21 protein-coding genes and 4 tRNA genes are annotated in these 17,394 nt (G+C 49.1%); 22 read left to right on the top strand and 3 right to left on the bottom strand.

All coding sequences use genetic code 11. From position 1 onward, the window contains the following. Positions 1-46 precede the first annotated feature (46 nt). The 9 genes from ACU70B_RS10355 to ACU70B_RS10315 all read left to right on the top strand — a co-directional run bounded on the left by ACU70B_RS10355 (position 47) and on the right by ACU70B_RS10315 (position 4,368). A tRNA-Asn gene (locus ACU70B_RS10355) sits at positions 47-121 on the top strand. Between the two features lie 137 nt (positions 122-258). Beyond that, positions 259-334 (top strand) — tRNA-Ile (locus tag ACU70B_RS10350). Positions 335-451: 117 nt separating this feature from the next. Then, positions 452-526, top strand: a tRNA-Glu gene (locus tag ACU70B_RS10345). Between the two features lie 6 nt (positions 527-532). Beyond that, positions 533-608, top strand: a tRNA-Val gene (locus ACU70B_RS10340). Positions 609-862: 254 nt separating this feature from the next. Beyond that, positions 863-1,369 carry a hypothetical protein gene (locus ACU70B_RS10335; protein ID WP_447183465.1) on the top strand — a complete coding sequence of 169 codons (507 nt, stop codon included), beginning with the start codon at positions 863-865 and terminating at the stop codon, positions 1,367-1,369. Between the two features lie 64 nt (positions 1,370-1,433). Then, positions 1,434-1,829 (top strand): hypothetical protein, encoded by a 396-nt coding sequence (locus ACU70B_RS10330; RefSeq protein WP_447183464.1) that lies wholly within the window; start codon positions 1,434-1,436, stop codon positions 1,827-1,829. A gap of 59 nt (positions 1,830-1,888) precedes the next feature. Continuing rightward, positions 1,889-2,488, top strand: a complete 600-nt coding sequence (locus tag ACU70B_RS10325) for a tetratricopeptide repeat protein (RefSeq protein ID WP_447183463.1) — start codon at positions 1,889-1,891, stop codon at positions 2,486-2,488. Between the two features lie 174 nt (positions 2,489-2,662). After that, positions 2,663-2,962, top strand: a complete 300-nt coding sequence (locus ACU70B_RS10320; protein ID WP_447183462.1) for a zinc-ribbon domain containing protein — start codon at positions 2,663-2,665, stop codon at positions 2,960-2,962. Between the two features lie 266 nt (positions 2,963-3,228). Beyond that, positions 3,229-4,368: an HD-GYP domain-containing protein gene (locus tag ACU70B_RS10315; protein WP_447183461.1), complete on the top strand. Its 1,140-nt coding sequence runs from the start codon at positions 3,229-3,231 to the stop codon at positions 4,366-4,368. Between the two features lie 140 nt (positions 4,369-4,508). Here the strand turns inward: ACU70B_RS10315 and ACU70B_RS10310 are convergent, their stop codons facing one another. The 3 genes from ACU70B_RS10310 to ACU70B_RS10300 form a co-directional block, all read right to left on the bottom strand. Continuing rightward, entirely contained in the window at positions 4,509-4,937 is a 429-nt protein-coding gene (locus ACU70B_RS10310; RefSeq protein WP_447183460.1) for a hypothetical protein, read from the bottom strand. 80 nt (positions 4,938-5,017) lie between these two features. Continuing rightward, positions 5,018-5,557 (bottom strand): hypothetical protein, encoded by a 540-nt coding sequence (locus tag ACU70B_RS10305; RefSeq protein WP_447183459.1) that lies wholly within the window; start codon positions 5,555-5,557, stop codon positions 5,018-5,020. A 131-nt stretch (positions 5,558-5,688) separates the two neighbouring features. After that, positions 5,689-6,537 carry a DegV family protein gene (locus ACU70B_RS10300; protein ID WP_447183458.1) on the bottom strand — a complete coding sequence of 283 codons (849 nt, stop codon included), beginning with the start codon at positions 6,535-6,537 and terminating at the stop codon, positions 5,689-5,691. Positions 6,538-6,741: 204 nt separating this feature from the next. On the opposite strand from ACU70B_RS10300, the gene ylxM reads away from it, so the two are divergent. The 13 genes from ylxM to ACU70B_RS10235 all read left to right on the top strand — a co-directional run bounded on the left by ylxM (position 6,742) and on the right by ACU70B_RS10235 (position 17,391). Further along, positions 6,742-7,080, top strand: a complete 339-nt coding sequence (gene ylxM / locus ACU70B_RS10295; protein WP_447183457.1) for a YlxM family DNA-binding protein — start codon at positions 6,742-6,744, stop codon at positions 7,078-7,080. A 16-nt stretch (positions 7,081-7,096) separates the two neighbouring features. Beyond that, positions 7,097-8,443 carry a signal recognition particle protein gene (ffh, locus tag ACU70B_RS10290; RefSeq protein WP_447183456.1) on the top strand — a complete coding sequence of 449 codons (1,347 nt, stop codon included), beginning with the start codon at positions 7,097-7,099 and terminating at the stop codon, positions 8,441-8,443. A gap of 56 nt (positions 8,444-8,499) precedes the next feature. Next, positions 8,500-8,766: a 30S ribosomal protein S16 gene (rpsP, locus tag ACU70B_RS10285; protein ID WP_447183455.1), complete on the top strand. Its 267-nt coding sequence runs from the start codon at positions 8,500-8,502 to the stop codon at positions 8,764-8,766. Between the two features lie 27 nt (positions 8,767-8,793). Beyond that, on the top strand, positions 8,794-9,024 hold the full coding sequence (locus tag ACU70B_RS10280; protein WP_447183454.1) for a KH domain-containing protein: 231 nt from the start codon (positions 8,794-8,796) through the stop codon (positions 9,022-9,024). 50 nt (positions 9,025-9,074) lie between these two features. Further along, on the top strand, positions 9,075-9,587 hold the full coding sequence (gene rimM / locus ACU70B_RS10275) for a ribosome maturation factor RimM (RefSeq protein ID WP_447183453.1): 513 nt from the start codon (positions 9,075-9,077) through the stop codon (positions 9,585-9,587). Positions 9,588-9,684: 97 nt separating this feature from the next. Continuing rightward, on the top strand, positions 9,685-10,413 hold the full coding sequence (trmD, locus tag ACU70B_RS10270; RefSeq protein WP_447183452.1) for a tRNA (guanosine(37)-N1)-methyltransferase TrmD: 729 nt from the start codon (positions 9,685-9,687) through the stop codon (positions 10,411-10,413). Between the two features lie 4 nt (positions 10,414-10,417). Beyond that, positions 10,418-10,993: an RNA methyltransferase gene (locus ACU70B_RS10265; protein WP_447183451.1), complete on the top strand. Its 576-nt coding sequence runs from the start codon at positions 10,418-10,420 to the stop codon at positions 10,991-10,993. A gap of 119 nt (positions 10,994-11,112) precedes the next feature. Then, on the top strand, positions 11,113-11,463 hold the full coding sequence (gene rplS, locus ACU70B_RS10260; protein ID WP_447183450.1) for a 50S ribosomal protein L19: 351 nt from the start codon (positions 11,113-11,115) through the stop codon (positions 11,461-11,463). Between the two features lie 207 nt (positions 11,464-11,670). After that, positions 11,671-12,507, top strand: coding sequence for a ribosome biogenesis GTPase YlqF (gene ylqF, locus ACU70B_RS10255; protein WP_447183449.1), 837 nt, complete (start codon positions 11,671-11,673; stop codon positions 12,505-12,507). Between the two features lie 254 nt (positions 12,508-12,761). Further along, positions 12,762-13,832 carry a YedE family putative selenium transporter gene (gene yedE / locus ACU70B_RS10250; protein ID WP_447183448.1) on the top strand — a complete coding sequence of 357 codons (1,071 nt, stop codon included), beginning with the start codon at positions 12,762-12,764 and terminating at the stop codon, positions 13,830-13,832. A gap of 16 nt (positions 13,833-13,848) precedes the next feature. Beyond that, positions 13,849-14,058, top strand: coding sequence for a sulfurtransferase TusA family protein (locus tag ACU70B_RS10245; RefSeq protein ID WP_447183447.1), 210 nt, complete (start codon positions 13,849-13,851; stop codon positions 14,056-14,058). Between the two features lie 110 nt (positions 14,059-14,168). Then, positions 14,169-15,350, top strand: coding sequence for a CapA family protein (locus tag ACU70B_RS10240; protein ID WP_447183446.1), 1,182 nt, complete (start codon positions 14,169-14,171; stop codon positions 15,348-15,350). 73 nt (positions 15,351-15,423) lie between these two features. Then, the gene (locus ACU70B_RS10235) at positions 15,424-17,391 is read left to right on the top strand and encodes an oxidoreductase (RefSeq protein ID WP_447183445.1); all 1,968 of its coding nucleotides are present in this window, start codon (positions 15,424-15,426) and stop codon (positions 17,389-17,391) included. The last annotated feature ends 3 nt before the right edge of the window (positions 17,392-17,394 follow it).

The following is a 17,394-nucleotide window of genomic DNA, read 5'->3' as shown; positions in this document are numbered from 1 at the left end:
TTGACAAGCGGCTTATAGGAAGATATAATATTTCTCGTTGGGGCATTCCTCGATAGCTCAACGGTAGAGCATCCGGCTGTTAACCGGAGGGTTGTAGGTTCGAATCCTACTCGGGGAGCCAATGAACATTCCCGGCGGTAACCCTGCAGAAGTTACCGCTTTTTATTTGATAGAATCCCGCAAAATAAGAGAGTTTGGCTCTTGACCTTTTAAATGGTAGTTTGGTATACTAACTCTTGCGGGGTTCCGCAGTACTCCGGGCCTATAGCTCAGTTGGTAGAGCTACCGGCTCATAACCGGTTGGTCCCAGGTTCGAGTCCTGGTAGGCCCACCATTTCAGAAGTCAGAGGTCAGAAGTAGGATGTCAGAATCTTCTAACCCTGGCGGGTGATTAGAGGTTATAAAACGAAGTCAAACCAACCTCTGTCGTCCGACTTCCGGCTTCTATCGTGGCCCCTTGGTCAAGCGGTCAAGACACCGCCCTTTCACGGCGGTAACGGGGGTTCGAGTCCCCCAGGGGTCACCATTGCAAGGGCGATTAGCTCAGTTGGGAGAGCACCTGCCTTACAAGCAGGGGGTCGGCAGTTCGAGCCTGTCATCGCCCACCATAGAAAATCGGTAAACCGCGGTAGATTCCGCGGTTTATTTTTATAGGAGCAATTTAAAAGAATTCTAAAATTAATCCTTCTCGGGGAAGGATTTTTTATTATAGATAACTAATTAGACTTTTAAATGAAAGTGTTCCATTTATGTCCATCAGTTGATTTTTCACAAGGTACCGGCAAAGGAGCGGTTGAGGGAAAGTTTAGTTGCCGCCCTGCGTTTAGGAAGGTGATGGGAATGGTTATTAGGGGATTCTTTTATGCATGAAGTCGATAAGATTGCCAAACTGCTGGGAATAATAAAAAGGCTTAATCAAACTAGAGAGAATCTGGACAAAATTCCCGACGAGTTACAGCGAAGGAGGTTAAAGAAGAAATATTACATAAATCAGCTGATAGCACTGAAATTTACCTGTCGGGCCGTAAATGCACTTCTGGATAACACCCCGGCAGCGATAATAAGCCGAAATACTAAATTTTCCATCCGGAATCATTTTGGTTCCCTGGTGCTGGCGAGCACCTTATCCATGGAAGATGACAGAATAAAGCTAAGCCGCGATGAAATTCGGGCGATTCTAAATATATCCTTGCCCGGCTGGAAGGGTGTATACGGATATTATCAGCCGGAGAGCATCGCCCAACCTTTATTGTCGGGCTTAAGCCAGGAACCGATGGTCAATATGGCACAGAATGCAGCCAGTAATCTTATAAGCCGGGAGAACAGGCACGCAACCAGGGAGTTACTGACTTTATTGGGGATATGGTAAGCTCCAGCCAATAACCGAATAGGCTCACCTTTACCGGGAAAGACTAAGAGCGGAGGTGGTTTTGTTGCAACTGGATAAAGGCGAGCACAGTGTTTTTTCATTTTTTCCTTCTGCCGACAAGGCCCAGGAGGCTGCACAGGCACTGAGGGATGCCGGGCTGGTTCCTGAACCTGGCTCTATACAGGTTGACCAGGTGACTCGCTATAGTCCGGCCCGGGAAGAGGAATACAATAACCCTGTAAATAACGCTGTTACCCTGAGCGGTGTAACCCTATATTCGGCCAGTGAAGGGGAAGAAGGTACCAGTCCTTTATTGGCTGCCACGGATTCAGCCAGCGGGGTAGGGAACCCTGATGCTGGTGTCCCGGGAAAACATGGTTTTATGGTAACCCTGGTTACGGCCGAGGAAAATGTGAACAAGGCTCTGCAGATAATTCGGGCTCATGAAGGCGGCACCTGAAATCTCCCTGCATAAACAGAAACGATGTCTAAAGAATAAGAGCCTGGAAGCTTAAGAATATGGAGAGGATGATAAGGGGGATGGTCATGAACAACACCGGGCAATTGATAGACGACCTGGAATCAAGGTTAAAAAATGAGCCGAACGATGTTGAGGTTTTATTGAAGCTGGCTGCTGCCTTTAAAAACGGCGGCGACTATGAAAAAGCGAAGGCGTGCTACCATAGGCTGACCGAATTAGATGACTCAAATAGCGGGGCCTGGTTCCATCTGGGGAGTACCGAATATAATTTGAGGCATTTTGCAGAGGCCGAAAAATGTTTTGTAAAGGTAATCCGGGGCGGCGACCAATCAGGCTGGCCTTGGTTAAGGCTGGGGGATACCTATCGGGCGAAAAACCAACCGGCTGAGGCCATGAAGAGCTATGTCAGAGCAGCTGATATCGAAGGTACCGCTAATTGGGCCATGCTGTCCTTGGGGGATTTATTCAGGCAGGAGGATTTGACCAAAGCCGGGGAGTATTACCGGCAGGCGCTGCAAATTGCCCCGGATTTTGGGTGTGCGATAGCCGCTATGGCGGATATATTATTGGAGCAGGAGCAAAAATGGGAGTATCCTTGCCTGCAGTTTACTCTTAGCTGTAAGCTCGGCTCCGTGTAGAGGTATCCCTGGGAATACCTCCCGAAAGATCATTTACCACTTTCTGTTTAAACCAACTGAAGAATTTGACAATTAGGTTAGGTTTAGGCTATAATTTCTGTGCCTTGTTCTTGAAGGGATCTCCTTTTTGGGGAAAACTAAGTCCAAGAGTAATCCCGGAAGGGAGATGAATTAATGTTTGAAGACAAGTATCTAGTGTGCAAGGATTGCGGAAACGAGTTTTTGTTCTCAGCATCGGAACAGGAATTCTACGCGGAGAAAGGTTTTCAGAACGAACCGGGTCGCTGCCCGGCATGCAGAAGAAACCGCAAACAGCAACGCAATGGTTACAGTTCCCGCCCCAGAGAGGATCGCCCGGTATTTACGACAGTTTGTGCTGCCTGTGGTCAGGAAACAACCGTACCGTTCGAGCCCAGCGGCGACCGACCTGTATATTGCAGGGACTGTTACCAGGCTAAACGCAGTCGCTACTAAGGTTGAAACAGAAGGAAGGGTTAGATAATAACCCTTCTTTTTTTATGCCCTCTTTCCTTTAGGCAGCCGCTTATATCATTTTTGGACTTTTTTCCCGAATAATCAATAGGTCTAACATGGTCCTATTAAATGATAAAAGTCCTATTAAAATTGTGACTAAAGGTGGATGAAAACTGGCGGTACATGGAGTAATCTGAATACAATGTTCAGGGCGGATAATGGAAAAGCCTTGGCGCTACATTTCCATATCTCTATGGGGGGATTGTATGAGGCGGGTTTATACAGAGGAACTGCGGGCTGGAATGGTAGTGGCACGAAAGGTAATGGGGGCAGAGGGGCGTCACCTTATCACTGAGAATACGGAGCTGACCGAAAGCTATATTGATAAACTGAAACAGCTCGGAATCGGTTCGATTTATATAAAGGATAACCTGGATGATATAGATGTGCCGGAAATGGTTTCCGAAAAGATACTTGGCATTGTATCCGCTAATTTGAAGAATTCCCTGCATGCATTTTCAGCAGGCAAGGCCTTGGATATGGTAACCCTGAGGAAGAGCGTTGCCATGCTTATTGACGAGGCGGTTAGCAATCGCAATAACCTGATTCAGACTGAAGATATTCGCAGCTACGACGATTACCTCCTCTTTCATGCAATCAATGTTTCAGTATTCTCCGTTATAACCGGCCTTAGCTTGGGGTATACGGAAAGCAGTCTGGTCGATCTGGGGCTGGGTGCGCTTTTACATGATATTGGCATGGTTAATATTGACCCCAGTATTATCAGTAACCCTGGGGCGCTCGACAAACACGAAATGGACGAGATTAAGCAACACCCCGCTATCGGGTTCAACATTTTACGTTCCTACCGGGAATTATCAATACCTGCCGCCCACATTGCCTACCAGCATCACGAACGGGTAAATGGGTCGGGCTATCCCCGGGGACTGGGAAACAGGGATATAGTGGAATATGCCAAAATTGCTGCAGTTGCCGATACTTTTGATGCCATTATTTCCGACCATCCTTATCGTAAGGGCTATTCTACCAGCGAAGGCTTAACGGTTTTAAAAGGTCTGCAGAACAGTTACTTTGCCCCGGAGATAGTTGAGGCTTTTAGCGCCAATGTTGCGGTTTATCCGGTCGGAAGCCTCGTCGGTCTGGGCAACGGGCGGATTGGCGTAATTCTGGCAGCCAATAAATTTAACGCGGATCGTCCGCTGGTGCGGGTAATCTGCGACCAAAAAGGAAATACCGTTATCCCCCCGTATGAACTGGATTTGCAAAAATCCAGGGATGTGAAGATAATAAAAAGGCTTAGCCAAGCAGAAAGTGACCTGATCCGCAATAAAGTTACAGATAACGCATTTGCATCTGGGCAAAGGCCCATAAAGGCCTCCTCGTAAAAGAAGAATTTAATCGAACGCAAAGAAGATGCCGAAGACCGGGGAAGCCTATCGATACCCGGTTGAGCAAAATTCCGGAATAGGAAGCAGCAGCAGTAAAAAGGCTGCTGCAAAGGTATCGGCTTGCTTAGGCTTTACGGTTATTTCACTACCGGGCAGTGAAAAGCAGTGAATTTAGCCTCCAATTGCTGCAGTAATTTCCCGCCTTTGTCATAATCAGAGGGCTGTATATTCCTTTTATTTATCCCTGTTTCTATAACTATGGCCGGGTTTCCCGGGGATAGGGTGCTGGTGTATTTAACCTTTTTAATATCCGTAAAAGCAATACTGGAGCTCTGGCCACCTTCGTTAAATATTATACACCTGTCCAAAACCTCTATGGAGTCGCCTTCCTTGCTCTTGCCCCTTCTATCGTTGATAAGCATGAACAGAAACCCGGCAGCGGCCAGGACTGCAGCCAGGGAAGACGATACTTGCCACCAGGCCAGCACAGCGCCGATAAATAATATAGTCAAAACAGGCCAGTAACGGGTATAGTGGTTTTTGTCTGCTACATAAAATTTGTTCAAACAGGTTCACGCCTTTGCTGATTATTACTGTAAACCCATTTCGCTAATTTATAGCTTTTTTCCTGCTAACCGATGGGATTTTACTGTTTGTCCAGGCTGAGTGCCGATATTTTCCACCGATTCCCATAATATTTCATCTCCACCCGGTAGACATAGCGGTCGTTGGGGGAGTAGCAGCCGGTGAATTCTTCGGAAAAAACTATATTGCGGTCATTAATCCGGTTGCAGGTAAGAGGGGGAAGGTCCCCTTCATGTAAAATGGGTAAGCCGTCACAGGGCTTAATTGCCAGGCAGCCCCGCTCCGGTATTATCCAGGTATATTCGTCTATTATGGCTGTAGCCAGCTCAGTTTCAAAACCAAGGCTTAGATACTCGATAGCCGCTTCCCGGGTTATCCCGTGCCGGGATAATTGATAGCCCTGCTGGTAGTCAAAATCGTTGAAAAAGGAGTGGTACAGCTTGAAGCTTTTTACCATTGCTTCCAGGGCTATTTCCTCGGGTGACGGCCCGGCATCGGTTATACAGGTTGAAGGTGAAGCCGGTATGAAGGATGAAAAAACGAATGCCAGGCAGAGCGCCGCAGATATTAAAGATAGGATTAGGGTCTTTTTATAGGGCAAATGCCAATCTCCTCTTCAAGTAATACTAACATTATAACATAATGGCAAATATTTACAATAACGTGATATAAAAAAACCGGCGTGCACAGTTACCATTCACGCCGGTAAATACCAGCAAATGCAGTCTGTTTTTATACTTCGTAAAAACTTATTCCCAGCAAGCCCGGTCCGGTATGGACGCCCAGGGCGGGACTAATATCCGATGTAATTATTTCCTTGATGTTGGGTAATTTGCGCAGCCTCTCCACCAGCTTTTCGAATTCGGCGGCTGCTCCTCCATGCATGATAGCCAGCTTTATTTGTTTTTCCTTGACCGCTTTTTCCACTATTTCCACCAGTTTATCTATCGATTTCATACGACCCCGGGCTTTGCAATAGGTAAAATAGTTTCCTTCCCGGTCGACTGAAATAATCGGTTTCAGGTGCAGGAACTCTCCCAGCATGCTGGCAACCCGTCCGATCCGCCCACCCCGGCGCAGGTATTCCAAGGTTTCGATTATATAGTAAACCTCGACTTTGGATTGAATGTTATGCAGGCTCTCGGTAACCTTGTCAAAACAAAGGCCGCTGGCGATGTTGCGGGCAGCATCCAGTACTATCCATCCGGTTCCCATGGAAAGGGTCTTAGTGTCAATCACGCTTATCTTGAGGTTTTTTTCAAAGTCCCGGGCTACCATCTTTACTGCCTGGCCGGTTCCGGAGAGGCCGCCGGAAATGTGCAGGGCCAGCGCATGGGTAAATCCCTCTTTACAAATAGCCTCGATGGTTTGTCTTATATCATGCAGGCAGGGCATGGCAGTCGTAGGAATTTCATCCGGCATCCGCTGATATACGTCCTCAGGCTGGATATCTACCCGATCATTGTATTCCTCGCCAGGGTAAATAATCTTGGCAGGCAGGACCTTGATCCCAAAGCGGCTAATAATCTCATGGGGCAAGTCGCACATGCTGTCCACTATCAGGGCTATTTTTTCCTTCACTCCACCAACTCCTCCAAATTGACAAATTATAAGCTAGTCCGACTAAATTATATCATGTGGCTTGAAAAACCGGGAGGGTTTATAAAATTAAAACCTGAAAGATTCCGCAGCCATAATTAAAGTGCGGGGCAGCTTGACAGCAAGCCAAGCTGCGGCTAAAATTTATCTGTAAAGCATATTACCTTTACACATGGAGAAGCAGCCATGCTGGAGAAGCGAAGCCAAATAATTTTACTGAAGGATTTCTACGGTCCGTTGCTGACCGAAAAACAACAGGACGTTATGGACCTTCATTATGAGAATGACTGGTCCCTGGCAGAGATTGCTGACCATATGAAGATCACCCGGCAGGGTGTCTACGATATTCTGAAAAGGGCCGAAACCGCTCTCAAGGAGTATGAGGACCGACTTGGGCTGGTAGGCCGGTTTAGGGAAACACGCCATCGCCTGCAGGAAGTATACGAGCTTATACTTGATCAGCCTGAGGGAATGGCAAAATATAAAGCCTTGCAGATATTAGAGGAAATAAGCGCTATGCTTTAACCGAAGGAGAGGTAACGTGGCATTTGAAGGTTTATCTGACCGCTTGCAGGACATATTCCGCAAACTGCGGGGTAAGGGCAAAATAGGTGAAGAAGACGTAAAAGTTGCCATGCGGGAAGTTCGCCTGGCTCTGCTGGAGGCTGACGTTAATTTTAAAGTGGTAAAGGATTTCGTTGGCCGGGTACGGGAGCGGGCCGTAGGACAGGAAGTTCTGCAGAGCCTGACTCCGGGGCAGCAGATTATTAAAATAGTTTATGATGAAATGACCGAACTGATGGGGGGCTCGGAAAGCAAACTAAACTTCTCTTCCCGTACGCCCGGCGTAATTATGGCAGTAGGCCTGCAGGGATCGGGAAAGACCACCACGGTGGCCAAGTTAGGCAAAAAGCTTATCAGTCAAGGACGGCGCCCTCTTTTCGCAGCCTGTGACGTTTACCGTCCGGCTGCTATAAAACAGCTGCAAGTACTGGGTGAGCAGGTTGAGATACCGGTTTTCGCCATGGGTCAGGCCAATCCGGTTGATATCGCCCGGGGGGCATTGGAATATGCCCGCAGCCATAACCGGGATATGGTAATTCTGGATACGGCCGGACGCCTGCATATCAATGAAGAACTGATGAATGAGCTGAAAGAGATTAAAGCAGCCGTAACCCCGGAGGAGATACTGCTGGTAGTGGACTCCATGACCGGGCAGGACGCCGTCAATGTTGCGGAAAGTTTTAACCGCGAGCTGGGAGTAACCGGCGTGGTACTTACCAAGCTGGATGGGGATACCCGTGGCGGAGCCGCGCTTTCGGTCAAGGCTGTCACCGGTTGTCCCATCAAGCTGGTAGGTTTGGGAGAGAAGCTGGATGCCCTGGACGTTTTCTATCCTGACCGCATGGCATCCCGGATACTGGGAATGGGAGATGTCCTTAGCCTGGTGGAAAAAGCCCAGGCTACTTTTGATGAGAAAAAAGCCCGGGAGATGGAACGTAAAATCCGGCAGCAGGAATTTACCCTGGAGGATTTTTTGGATCAGATGCAGCAGGTTCGCTCCATGGGCCCGCTAGAGGATTTGCTGGGTATGATCCCCGGCATGGGCAAGCAGTTAAAAGGGGTCAAACCTGATTTCGACGAAAAAGAGTTGGGCCATGTGGAGGCAATTATCAAGTCTATGACCCCGGATGAACGCCGCAACCCCGCCCTGATCAACGGCAGCCGCAAAAAGCGCATTGCCCGGGGGAGTGGAACCAAAGTTCAGGAAGTAAACCGTTTGCTGAAGCAATTTGAAGAATCGCGCAAGCTGATGAAGCAATTTGCGGACATGGGTAGCCGTAAGGGTAAAAAAGGCGGCATGCCGCCTATGAAATTTCCCTTTTAAATACAGCTAAGCTTAACCAGTGAAACCAGCCGCCCAGGCATTAAGGAGGTGAACATATGGCAACAAGAATCAGACTGAAAAGAATGGGAGCCAAGAAGAACCCTTTTTATAGAGTTGTTGTGGCTGATGCCAGGTCCCCCAGAGATGGCAGATTTATTGAGGAGATTGGTTACTATGACCCCTCAACCAACCCGGCGACCGTCAAAATCGATGAGGAAAAGGCTCTGAAATGGCTGAGCAGTGGAGCTAAACCATCTGATACGGCCAAATCCCTTTTTCAGAAGCAGGGTATTATGGCCAAGTTTGCAGAAAGCCGTAAGTAGTTAATCTGGGCAGGGGGTGGAACATAAGTGAAAGATCTAGTCGAATTTATTGCCAGGTCTCTGGTTGATGACCCGGATGCGGTTGACGTGACCGAGATTGAGGGAGAGAGATCAATCATTCTAGAGCTCAGAGTTGCACCCGATGATATGGGGAAGGTAATTGGCAAACAGGGTAAAATAGCCAAGGCTATTCGAACTATTACCAAAGCGACTGCAGCTAAGGAAGGAAAAAGGGTTGTCGTGGAGATACTAAGATAGGGCTAAATTTTAGCCCTATCACTATCTATTGGCGGTTAAGAGGTGTCGGCTTGAAAAGGGAAGATTTGATTAATATAGGAAAGGTAGCGGGAACCTACGGTTATCAGGGGATGGTACGGATAGCCCCCCTGACTGATTTCCCGGAGAGATTCAAAAAACTGAAAAAGGTTATCGTATCCCATAATGGCGCCGTCCGGGAAGTGTCGGTGGAAGAAGCCCGTCCTCACGGCCAAGCCTATCTGCTGAAACTGGTGGGCATCGACAGCCGGGAAGATGCTCAGGAATACCGGAATGCGCTGCTGCAGATCGAATCAAGCCAGCTTTATCCCTTGCCGGAGGGCTGCTTCTATCATTTTCAGCTTCAGGGGTTATCGGTTTATGACGAGGAGAAGGGTCTCCTGGGTGAACTGACCGAAATCCTCGAAACCGGAGCCAATGATGTCTATGTGGTTAAATCGGCGCAGCATGGAGAAATTCTGTTGCCGGCTATTAAAGAGGTAATACTAGAGGTTGACCCGGAAGCCAAGAGGATGTTGGTTAGACTGCTGCCAGGGTTGTTATAGGATGTTGAATTCAGGCCGCAATTCCCAGGCGTTACCTATCAAGGCTAGGCTTTTGCTTCCTCAATTTAAAGTTCATCATTAAAAACAGGTGATTGCGATGAAGATCGACATATTAAGCCTTTTTCCGGAGATGTTTACTTCACCATTTAATGAGAGCATTATTAAGAGGGCTCGGGAAAAGGGCTTATTGGAAATCAATTTGATAAATGTCCGGGATTTTGCTCCGGGAAAGCATCAGCAGGCTGACGACTACCCCTTCGGCGGCGGCGCCGGCATGGTGATGAAGGCCGATGTGGTAGTTCCGGCCCTTGAAAACTGCAAAGATACCGATTCCTGGGTGATTTATCTCTCCCCCCAGGGCCGCCCCCTGAGTCAGGCAAAGGTGGCGGAACTGGGCCGAAAAAGTCATCTGGTTCTGCTTTGCGGGCATTACGAGGGTATTGACCATCGGGTCTTCGATATGTTTGATGAAGAGATATCCATTGGCGACTATGTTTTAACCGGCGGGGAATTGCCGGCTATGGTTCTGGTTGATGCCGTTTCCCGGATGATACCGGGAGTACTCGGGGATGAGGAATCAGCGATAGAGGAATCCTTTACCCATAACCTGCTGGAATACCCCCATTATACCCGCCCCCGTGTCTTCCGGGAAAAAGAAGTACCGGAGGTTTTGATTTCCGGGCATCATGAAAAAATACGCTTGTGGCGTAAAAAGCAAAGCCTCTTGATGACCTTGCTCAAGCGCCCGGAACTGCTGTTAAACCGGGAATATGACAGCGAAGAAAAGCAGCTGCTGCTGGAAATACTATTTAATAGGGAGCCATAAAAAGGTGAGAAAGGCAAAGGTCTATATAGCGCTTCTGCATTATCCCATGTACAACAAGCGGATGGATACCATTACCACCTCCGTTACCAACCTGGATTTGCATGACATTTCCCGGGTGGCCCGGACTTATGATGTGGAGCGTTTCTTTGTGGTTCACCCTTCCCCCGGCCAGCACCGCTTGGTTGAAGAGATTGTTTCCTACTGGCAGCAGGGCTTTGGGGGAAGCTACAACCCGGATAGAAAAGAGGCCTTCAGCCGTTTGCAGATAGCCGACAATCTGGGTGAGGTGCTTGCTGTTATTGAGGATGAGACCGGACTGCAGCCGGATACTGTAGCCACAGATGCCAGGGTATATCCTAATACGGTCTCCTACAAGCGGATGAAGGATGAGATTCATAACAGTGCAAGACCTTTTTTAATTCTTTTTGGCACCGGCTGGGGAATGGAGAAGGGCTTGATGGATTCCTGCACCTATGTATTGGAACCGATCGAGGGGGATGCCGGTTACAATCACTTGTCGGTACGCAGTGCGGTCTCTATTATTATTGACCGCCTATTGGGCGGCCGCTGGTTTGAGTAGCCACTTTTTTCTTGAGTTATGTATAAAGGTTATGATATAATACCAATGTTCTGTGTAACGAAGGCGGTCCGCTGCATTAGGGACAATGTACGAACGCCTGCTGGAAGGAGGTCGGAATAGTGAACGATATAATCAGATCAATTGAAAATGAATACTTCAAAAAAGACATACCGGATTTCGCCCCCGGGGATAACGTAAAGGTACACGTCAAGGTGGTCGAGGGCACCAGGGAAAGAATCCAGATCTTCGAAGGTACGGTGATTAAAGTTCGCGGCGGCGGATTGTCCCGGACGTTTACGGTCAGGAGAATATCTTATGGTGTAGCCGTGGAGAGAACCTTCCCGATTCATTCGCCTAAAATTGCCAGGATTGAAGTTACCCGCAGGGGCAAAGTCCGTAGAGCGCGTCTGTTTTACCTGCGCGGCCTGACTGGCAAGAAGGCCCGGGTTAAGGAAAAAGGCAGATTTTAATTTCAGTAAACATAACGCATCAGTCAGGGAGGAGGATACCGCCGGGTATTCTCCTTTTATTTATCAAACAAAAACTTGTTGCCCCATACCCATAGGTTGCAAGCAGGCAACCGCGGATGATAATAAACCGCCAAGGTTTGGGCGCAGCTAATAGCAGTGTTAATCTGTGGTTATTTAAGCATCAATTCTGCCAACGGAGGGCGAATCGTGAGTATTAACTGGTTTCCAGGCCATATGGTTAAAGCCCAAAGAGAGATACGGGAAAACTTGAAGCTGGTGGATTTAGTCGCCATGCTGGTAGATGCCCGGGCTCCCTTTTCCTGCCGCAACCTGCAGCTGGAAAAAATCATTAGTCCCAAGAAGACCATTATTGTCTTAAATAAGATGGATCTGGCGCCGGCGGCGGATACCAGCCGTCATCTGGAGATCATCCGGAATGAAGGCCATCTGGCGGGGGCTATGGATTCAAGCAGCGGCAAAGGTTCCCGTGAAATTTTGCAGATTATTGCCGCTGCCTTTGCTCCCCTATTGCAAGACCTGAAAAACAGGGGGAGAAGGCCCCGCCCGGCGCGGTTGATGATAGTTGGCGTACCTAATGTAGGAAAATCGAGCTTTTTAAACAGCCTGGCCGGTAAAAAGGTGGCCGCAACCGGAGCCCGGCCCGGTGTAACCCGGGGTAAGCAGTGGGTACGAATACGGGAGGACATAGAATTTATGGATACCCCGGGTTTGATGTGGCCGAAAGTCGAAAGCGAAGAGCAGGGCCTGAACCTGGCTTTGCTGGATATAGTAGGAGAGAAGGCTTATCAGGAATATGATGTTTGCCTTTACTTGTTGCGGGTATTAAAGGAAAAAGCTCCGGACATCCTGCGGGAAAAGCTTAAAATCGGCTCCCTGGAGCGGCCGGAGCAGGAAATATTGGAGGATATAGCCCGGAGCAAGGGACACCTTGTCAAGGGCGGGGAAGTGGATGCGGACAAAACCTGTAATGTTTTGTTACAGGATTTTCGCAAGGGCAGATTAGGACGGATAAGCCTGGAATAATAGAAACTGCAGGTAGTCTTGCGAAGCATGATTAGGGTAAACGCTTCAGGTTACCGTCACGTAACAACCAGGCCAGGAGAAAAGGCGCTCCTGGCCTGGTTATTATTTATGATTATTACTTGCTAAAAATAATAAATAAATTATTCGAAATTTAGGAAGGATTAAAAAAATCTCTGCAGAATAAATATGTCTATAAAGCAAAAACATTTTAAGTATAATGAAAAGTTATGCTTAGCAAGGAGGGTAAGTTAACAGTGAACAGAAACAAGTGGTTTATTCTGTTGACCGGGCTGGTTATCGGGGCCTTTGCCGCTATTCTGGTCAAACTGGGTAACCCGGGCAACATGGGATTCTGTATAGCCTGTTTTGAAAGGGATATTGCAGGAGCTTTAGGCTTGCATCGGGCAGGAGTGGTACAGTATATGCGTCCGGAAATAATAGGACTCATACTGGGGGCCATGTTTACCGCCATGTTTAGCGGCGAGTTCAGGGCTCGGGGAGGGTCATCCACTCTGGTGCGCTTTGTTATGGGCGTATTCATGATGATTGGCGCCCTGGTTTTTCTTGGCTGTCCTCTGAGAGATGTGCTGAGAATGGCCGGTGGGGATTTCAACGCGGTCGTAGGCTTTATCGGCTTTATAGCCGGCGTAGGCGCCGGGGTATTATTCCTGAAAAAAGGCTTTAACTTAGGCCGGTCGGAATACAGCCATTCCAATGTCGGCGGCTATTTGCTGCCTATTATCTTTGCCTTTTTCCTTTTCCTGCTTTTAAAGGGCACAATCTTCAACCCCGAAGCCGGAGGCCCGCTGTTCTTCAGTAAAGAAGGGCCGGGCTCCATGACGGCGCCCCTGGGCATATCTCTGATGGCCGGTTTGGCGGTTGGATTCTTGGCTCAGCGTACCCGTATGTGCCTTAGCGGTGGAATCAGAGATTTCATACTGATAAAGGATAATTATTTATTGATTGGGTTCCTGGGTATATTTGTCGGAGCCCTGGTTTTAAACCTGGTATTCGGATTCTTCAAGCCTGGATTTAACGACCAGCCTATAGCGCATACTATGCAGCTGTGGAATTTTTTGGGACTATTCCTGGTCGGTCTTACCGCCACCTTGCTTGGGGGCTGCCCCTTGCGGCAATTGATTCTGTCTGGTGAAGGTGATATGGATGCTGCGGCTGTTGTGATAGGAATGACGGCAGGGGCTGCCTTCTGTCATAACTTCATGCTGGCGGCTTCACCGGCAGGGGTAGGAAATTACGGCCAGATTGCTTGTGTCATCGGTATCATATTAATGGTATGGATCGGATATAGTTACCGGGAAGAGTAGGAGGTGCTCATTAAAAATGGAAAAGCTGGATGTACGCGGGCTGAGTTGCCCGGTTCCGGTGTTGCGGGCTAAAAAGGCTATTGATGCAGGAGCCCGGGAGTTGCACATACTGGGCAGCAGCCAGGTCTCGAAAGAGAATGTAAGCAAACTGGCCTTGTCGCAAGGCTTTGCAGTAGACATCAAGGTAGATAACAAGGATTTGTGGGAAATGGTAATCCGCAGATAAGCATCAGCGTTTTAAAAGAGACGGGAACGGAATAAAACGTTACAATAAAGAGGAACCGATTAGAAGTTCCTCTTTATTTTTTGCAGAAAATAACCCCGAGGAGGATTATCTTGTTTAAGCGTGCTGGCCTTGTAGTATTGCTCGTATGTCTGGGCTGTTTGGCGTCTATAACGATTTATCAGGAAATGCAGGCTGAGTCGGGTAAAAAAACCGAAAGTAAAGACGCAGTCTCGGGAGAAGTGAAAAAAGCTCCCCGCATAGTGGGTATTACGCTTACGGCGGCGGGTGACTGTTTGATGCATAACACGCAGATTAAATCAGGACTGCAGGCGGACGGAACCTATCGCTATGACCATTTTTTTGCCGAGGTGAAGGAGCTGATAAATGAAGGGGACTACAGCTCTATTGATTTTGAAGCCGCACTGGCCGGACCTGAAAGCGGATATACCGGCTATCCTACCTTTAATAGCCCTGATGCGATCGCTACAGCCTTTAAGGAAGCCGGGTTTGACTTGGTGATTACCGCCAACAACCACTCGCTTGACCGGGGTTACCATGGCGCTATGCGCACCCTGGATGTGCTTCAGGGTGCAGGCCTGGATACAGCGGGGACCTATCGCAATGAGGAGGAAGCCCGGTCTTTTCTGATTAAGGATATCAAGGGAATTAAAGTCGCATACATAGCTTACAGTTATGGCACCAATGGCATACCGGTACCCAAAGAGCACCCGGAGTTTTTCAATTTCCTGGACAGGGGCAAGATCGAAGCGGATATCAAGGCGCTGCGCCCCCAGGCGGATGTAATAATATTGGTGCTGCACTGGGGGCTGGAATATACGCCCCGGCCCACCCAGGAGCAGGTGGTGATGGCCCGCGAATTTCTGGAAGCAGGGGCAGATGTGATATTGGGAAGCCACCCCCATGTGATTCAGACTATGGAAGTAGTCAAAGTGGGGGGAAAGGATAAATTTGTTGTCTACTCCATGGGGAATTTTATTAGTGCCCAGCATGGCAAGGAGCGGAACAGCGGCATCGTTCTTAAAATGAAATTCAGCAAGAATATGGAAAACGGGCAGACCTTGCTGGACGAGGTTTCCTATACTCCGACTTTTTCTCATCCCTATAATGACGACGGAAAACTAAAATACCGTGTAATACCGGTGGAAGCCGGTATCGAAAAAATAAATCAGGGTCGGGACCCTTATCTGAGCAGGGGCGACCTTCCCGTCCTGCAAGCGGTTCTGGAATCCACCCGCAGCCAACTGGGAGAGCCTTACTATCGAAGCAATTAGATAGAGATTAAATTAAACCGGCGTTATCCGCGTATATTCTGCGACAATAGATAAATTACTGGGAGGGATATTGATGGGACGATTTCCGGCGCTTTTTTCGCCGCTAAAAATTGGCCGGGTGATGCTTAAGAACCGGGTGGTGATGGCACCCATGGCGGTAAACTATGCCGATCTCAATGGCGAGGTGAGTGAAAGGCAGATAGCCTACTATCAGGCCCGAGCCCGGGGAGGGGCAGGCTTGATAATTGTTGAGGCTGCCTGCGTGGATGCGCCTGCCGGGAGGGAAGGTTTTGGTCAGATACTAATCGACCATCCCCGCTACATAAGAGGTTTAAACCGTTTGGCCGAGACCATAAAGGCAGCCGGCAGCAGAACGATCATACAGATCTTTCATGCCGGACGCCAGGCTCATGCGGCCATTACCGGGATGCAGCCCGTGGCTCCATCACCCCTGCCGTGCAAAACCATCAAGGAGATTCCAAGAGAACTGTCCCCGGAGGAAGTGGAGGATATCCGGGACAGGTTCATTACTGCCGCCGGCTATGCTTATATGGCTGGATTTGACGGGGTTGAGCTTCATGCCGCTCATGGGTACCTGATTAACCAGTTTCTCTCCCCGGATTCCAACCTGCGCTCGGACCGGTATGGGGGAACCCTTGAGAATCGGTCCCGATTGCTGCTGGAAATAGTGGCCGGGATCAAGCGAAGCTACCCTGACCTGCTCTTGGGAGTTCGTCTTAATATTGACGATTTTGTGCCCGGCGGTTTGGAAATGACCGAGTCGCTTGAAATATGCCGGCTGCTGGAGGCGGCGGGAGCGGATCTGATTAACTGCTCCTGCGGTACCTACGAATCGGGACTTACCAGTATTGAACCGGCATCTTATCCCGAAGGCTGGCGCAGCTATATGGCGGCAGCGGTAAAACAAGCGGTGCGAATACCGGTCATTAGTGGCGGTGTTATCAGAGACCCGCGGACGGCGGAGGAAATCATTGATAAGCGGCAGGCCGACCTGGTTTTCCTGGGACGGGCTCTGCTGGCTGACAGCGATTGGCCCTGCAAGGCCGAGAATGGTGAGCTTAAGGATATACGCCCCTGTATAATGTGCAATAACTGTATTGAAAGCAATTTCAAAAGTATAAATGTGAGCTGCACGGTCAATCCTGCCGCGGGTCGAGAACGGGAGATCCCAGCCAGGAAACGTTTGAATGCCAAGAACAGGCCTGGCGTCAGCGTGGTGGGCGGAGGCCCGGCGGGGATGCAGGCGGCGCTGGCTCTTTCTCGATATGGATTTGCCGTAAACCTGTTTGAAAAGGAGGGAAAACTGGGGGGGTTGTTAAACCTGGCAGCGGTGCCGCCCCATAAAGAGAGGATAGCGCTTTTCCGGGATTACCTGATAAGGCAGGTGCGGAGGAGTCCGGTTAACATAAACCTCGATCAGCCTTTTAAAGCGGAATACCTGCAAGATGAATGTCCCGTACACCTGGTTGTTGCCACCGGCTCAAAACCGTTGCAGCCGGCAATCAAGGGCTGGGATGGGCGAAAATGCCTGCAGGCGGAGGCTGTGTTAAGCGGCCGGTTCCGGGTTAGCGGCCGGAAGGTAGTTATCGTGGGTGGCGGAAGCAACGGCTGTGAAACCGCCGATTACCTGATTGGGGCTGGCAATGACATTACCATAATAGAGCAAGCGGAGTTTATGGCTCCGACGATGGAAAAGAAAAACCGGCGGGATTTGCTCAATCGCTTGCAAAATGCCGGGGTTTCCTGCCTGACCGGCAGTAAAGTGCTGGAGATAAGCCCTCCGGGTTTGCGGATTACCCGTGCCAATGGTCAGGAGGAAACGCTGCCGGCCGATTATGTGGTGGCGGCGACAGGCTATGAGCCCGATAATGAAATATATACCCAGGCTTTAAGTCTGCATCCCAGTGTATTTGTGATTGGAGACGCCCGGGCGGTTAAAGGCATAAGAGAGGCGATACTGCAGGGCGAAACACTGGCAGCAACGCTGGCTTATCGTGAAAGTTTAAAAGACCAGAGGTAGACC

The sequence above is a fragment of the Syntrophomonas curvata genome, from assembly GCF_052976825.1.
The sequence above is the reverse complement of the archived record's forward strand: the minus strand, read 5'-3'. Positions and strand labels throughout refer to the sequence as shown.

Excerpts from the sequence above, each read along its gene's own strand:
- ACU70B_RS10335 (WP_447183465.1), top strand. The coding sequence starts at position 863 with ATGCATGAAGTCGATAAGATTGCCAAACTGCTGGGAATAATAAAAAGG.
- ACU70B_RS10325 (WP_447183463.1), top strand. The coding sequence starts at position 1,889 with ATGGAGAGGATGATAAGGGGGATGGTCATGAACAACACCGGGCAATTG.
- ACU70B_RS10320 (WP_447183462.1), top strand. The coding sequence starts at position 2,663 with ATGTTTGAAGACAAGTATCTAGTGTGCAAGGATTGCGGAAACGAGTTT.
- ACU70B_RS10315 (WP_447183461.1), top strand. The coding sequence starts at position 3,229 with ATGAGGCGGGTTTATACAGAGGAACTGCGGGCTGGAATGGTAGTGGCA.
- ylxM (WP_447183457.1), top strand. The coding sequence starts at position 6,742 with ATGCTGGAGAAGCGAAGCCAAATAATTTTACTGAAGGATTTCTACGGT.
- rpsP (WP_447183455.1), top strand. The coding sequence starts at position 8,500 with ATGGCAACAAGAATCAGACTGAAAAGAATGGGAGCCAAGAAGAACCCT.
- trmD (WP_447183452.1), top strand. The coding sequence starts at position 9,685 with ATGAAGATCGACATATTAAGCCTTTTTCCGGAGATGTTTACTTCACCA.
- ACU70B_RS10245 (WP_447183447.1), top strand. The coding sequence starts at position 13,849 with ATGGAAAAGCTGGATGTACGCGGGCTGAGTTGCCCGGTTCCGGTGTTG.
- ACU70B_RS10235 (WP_447183445.1), top strand. The coding sequence starts at position 15,424 with ATGGGACGATTTCCGGCGCTTTTTTCGCCGCTAAAAATTGGCCGGGTG.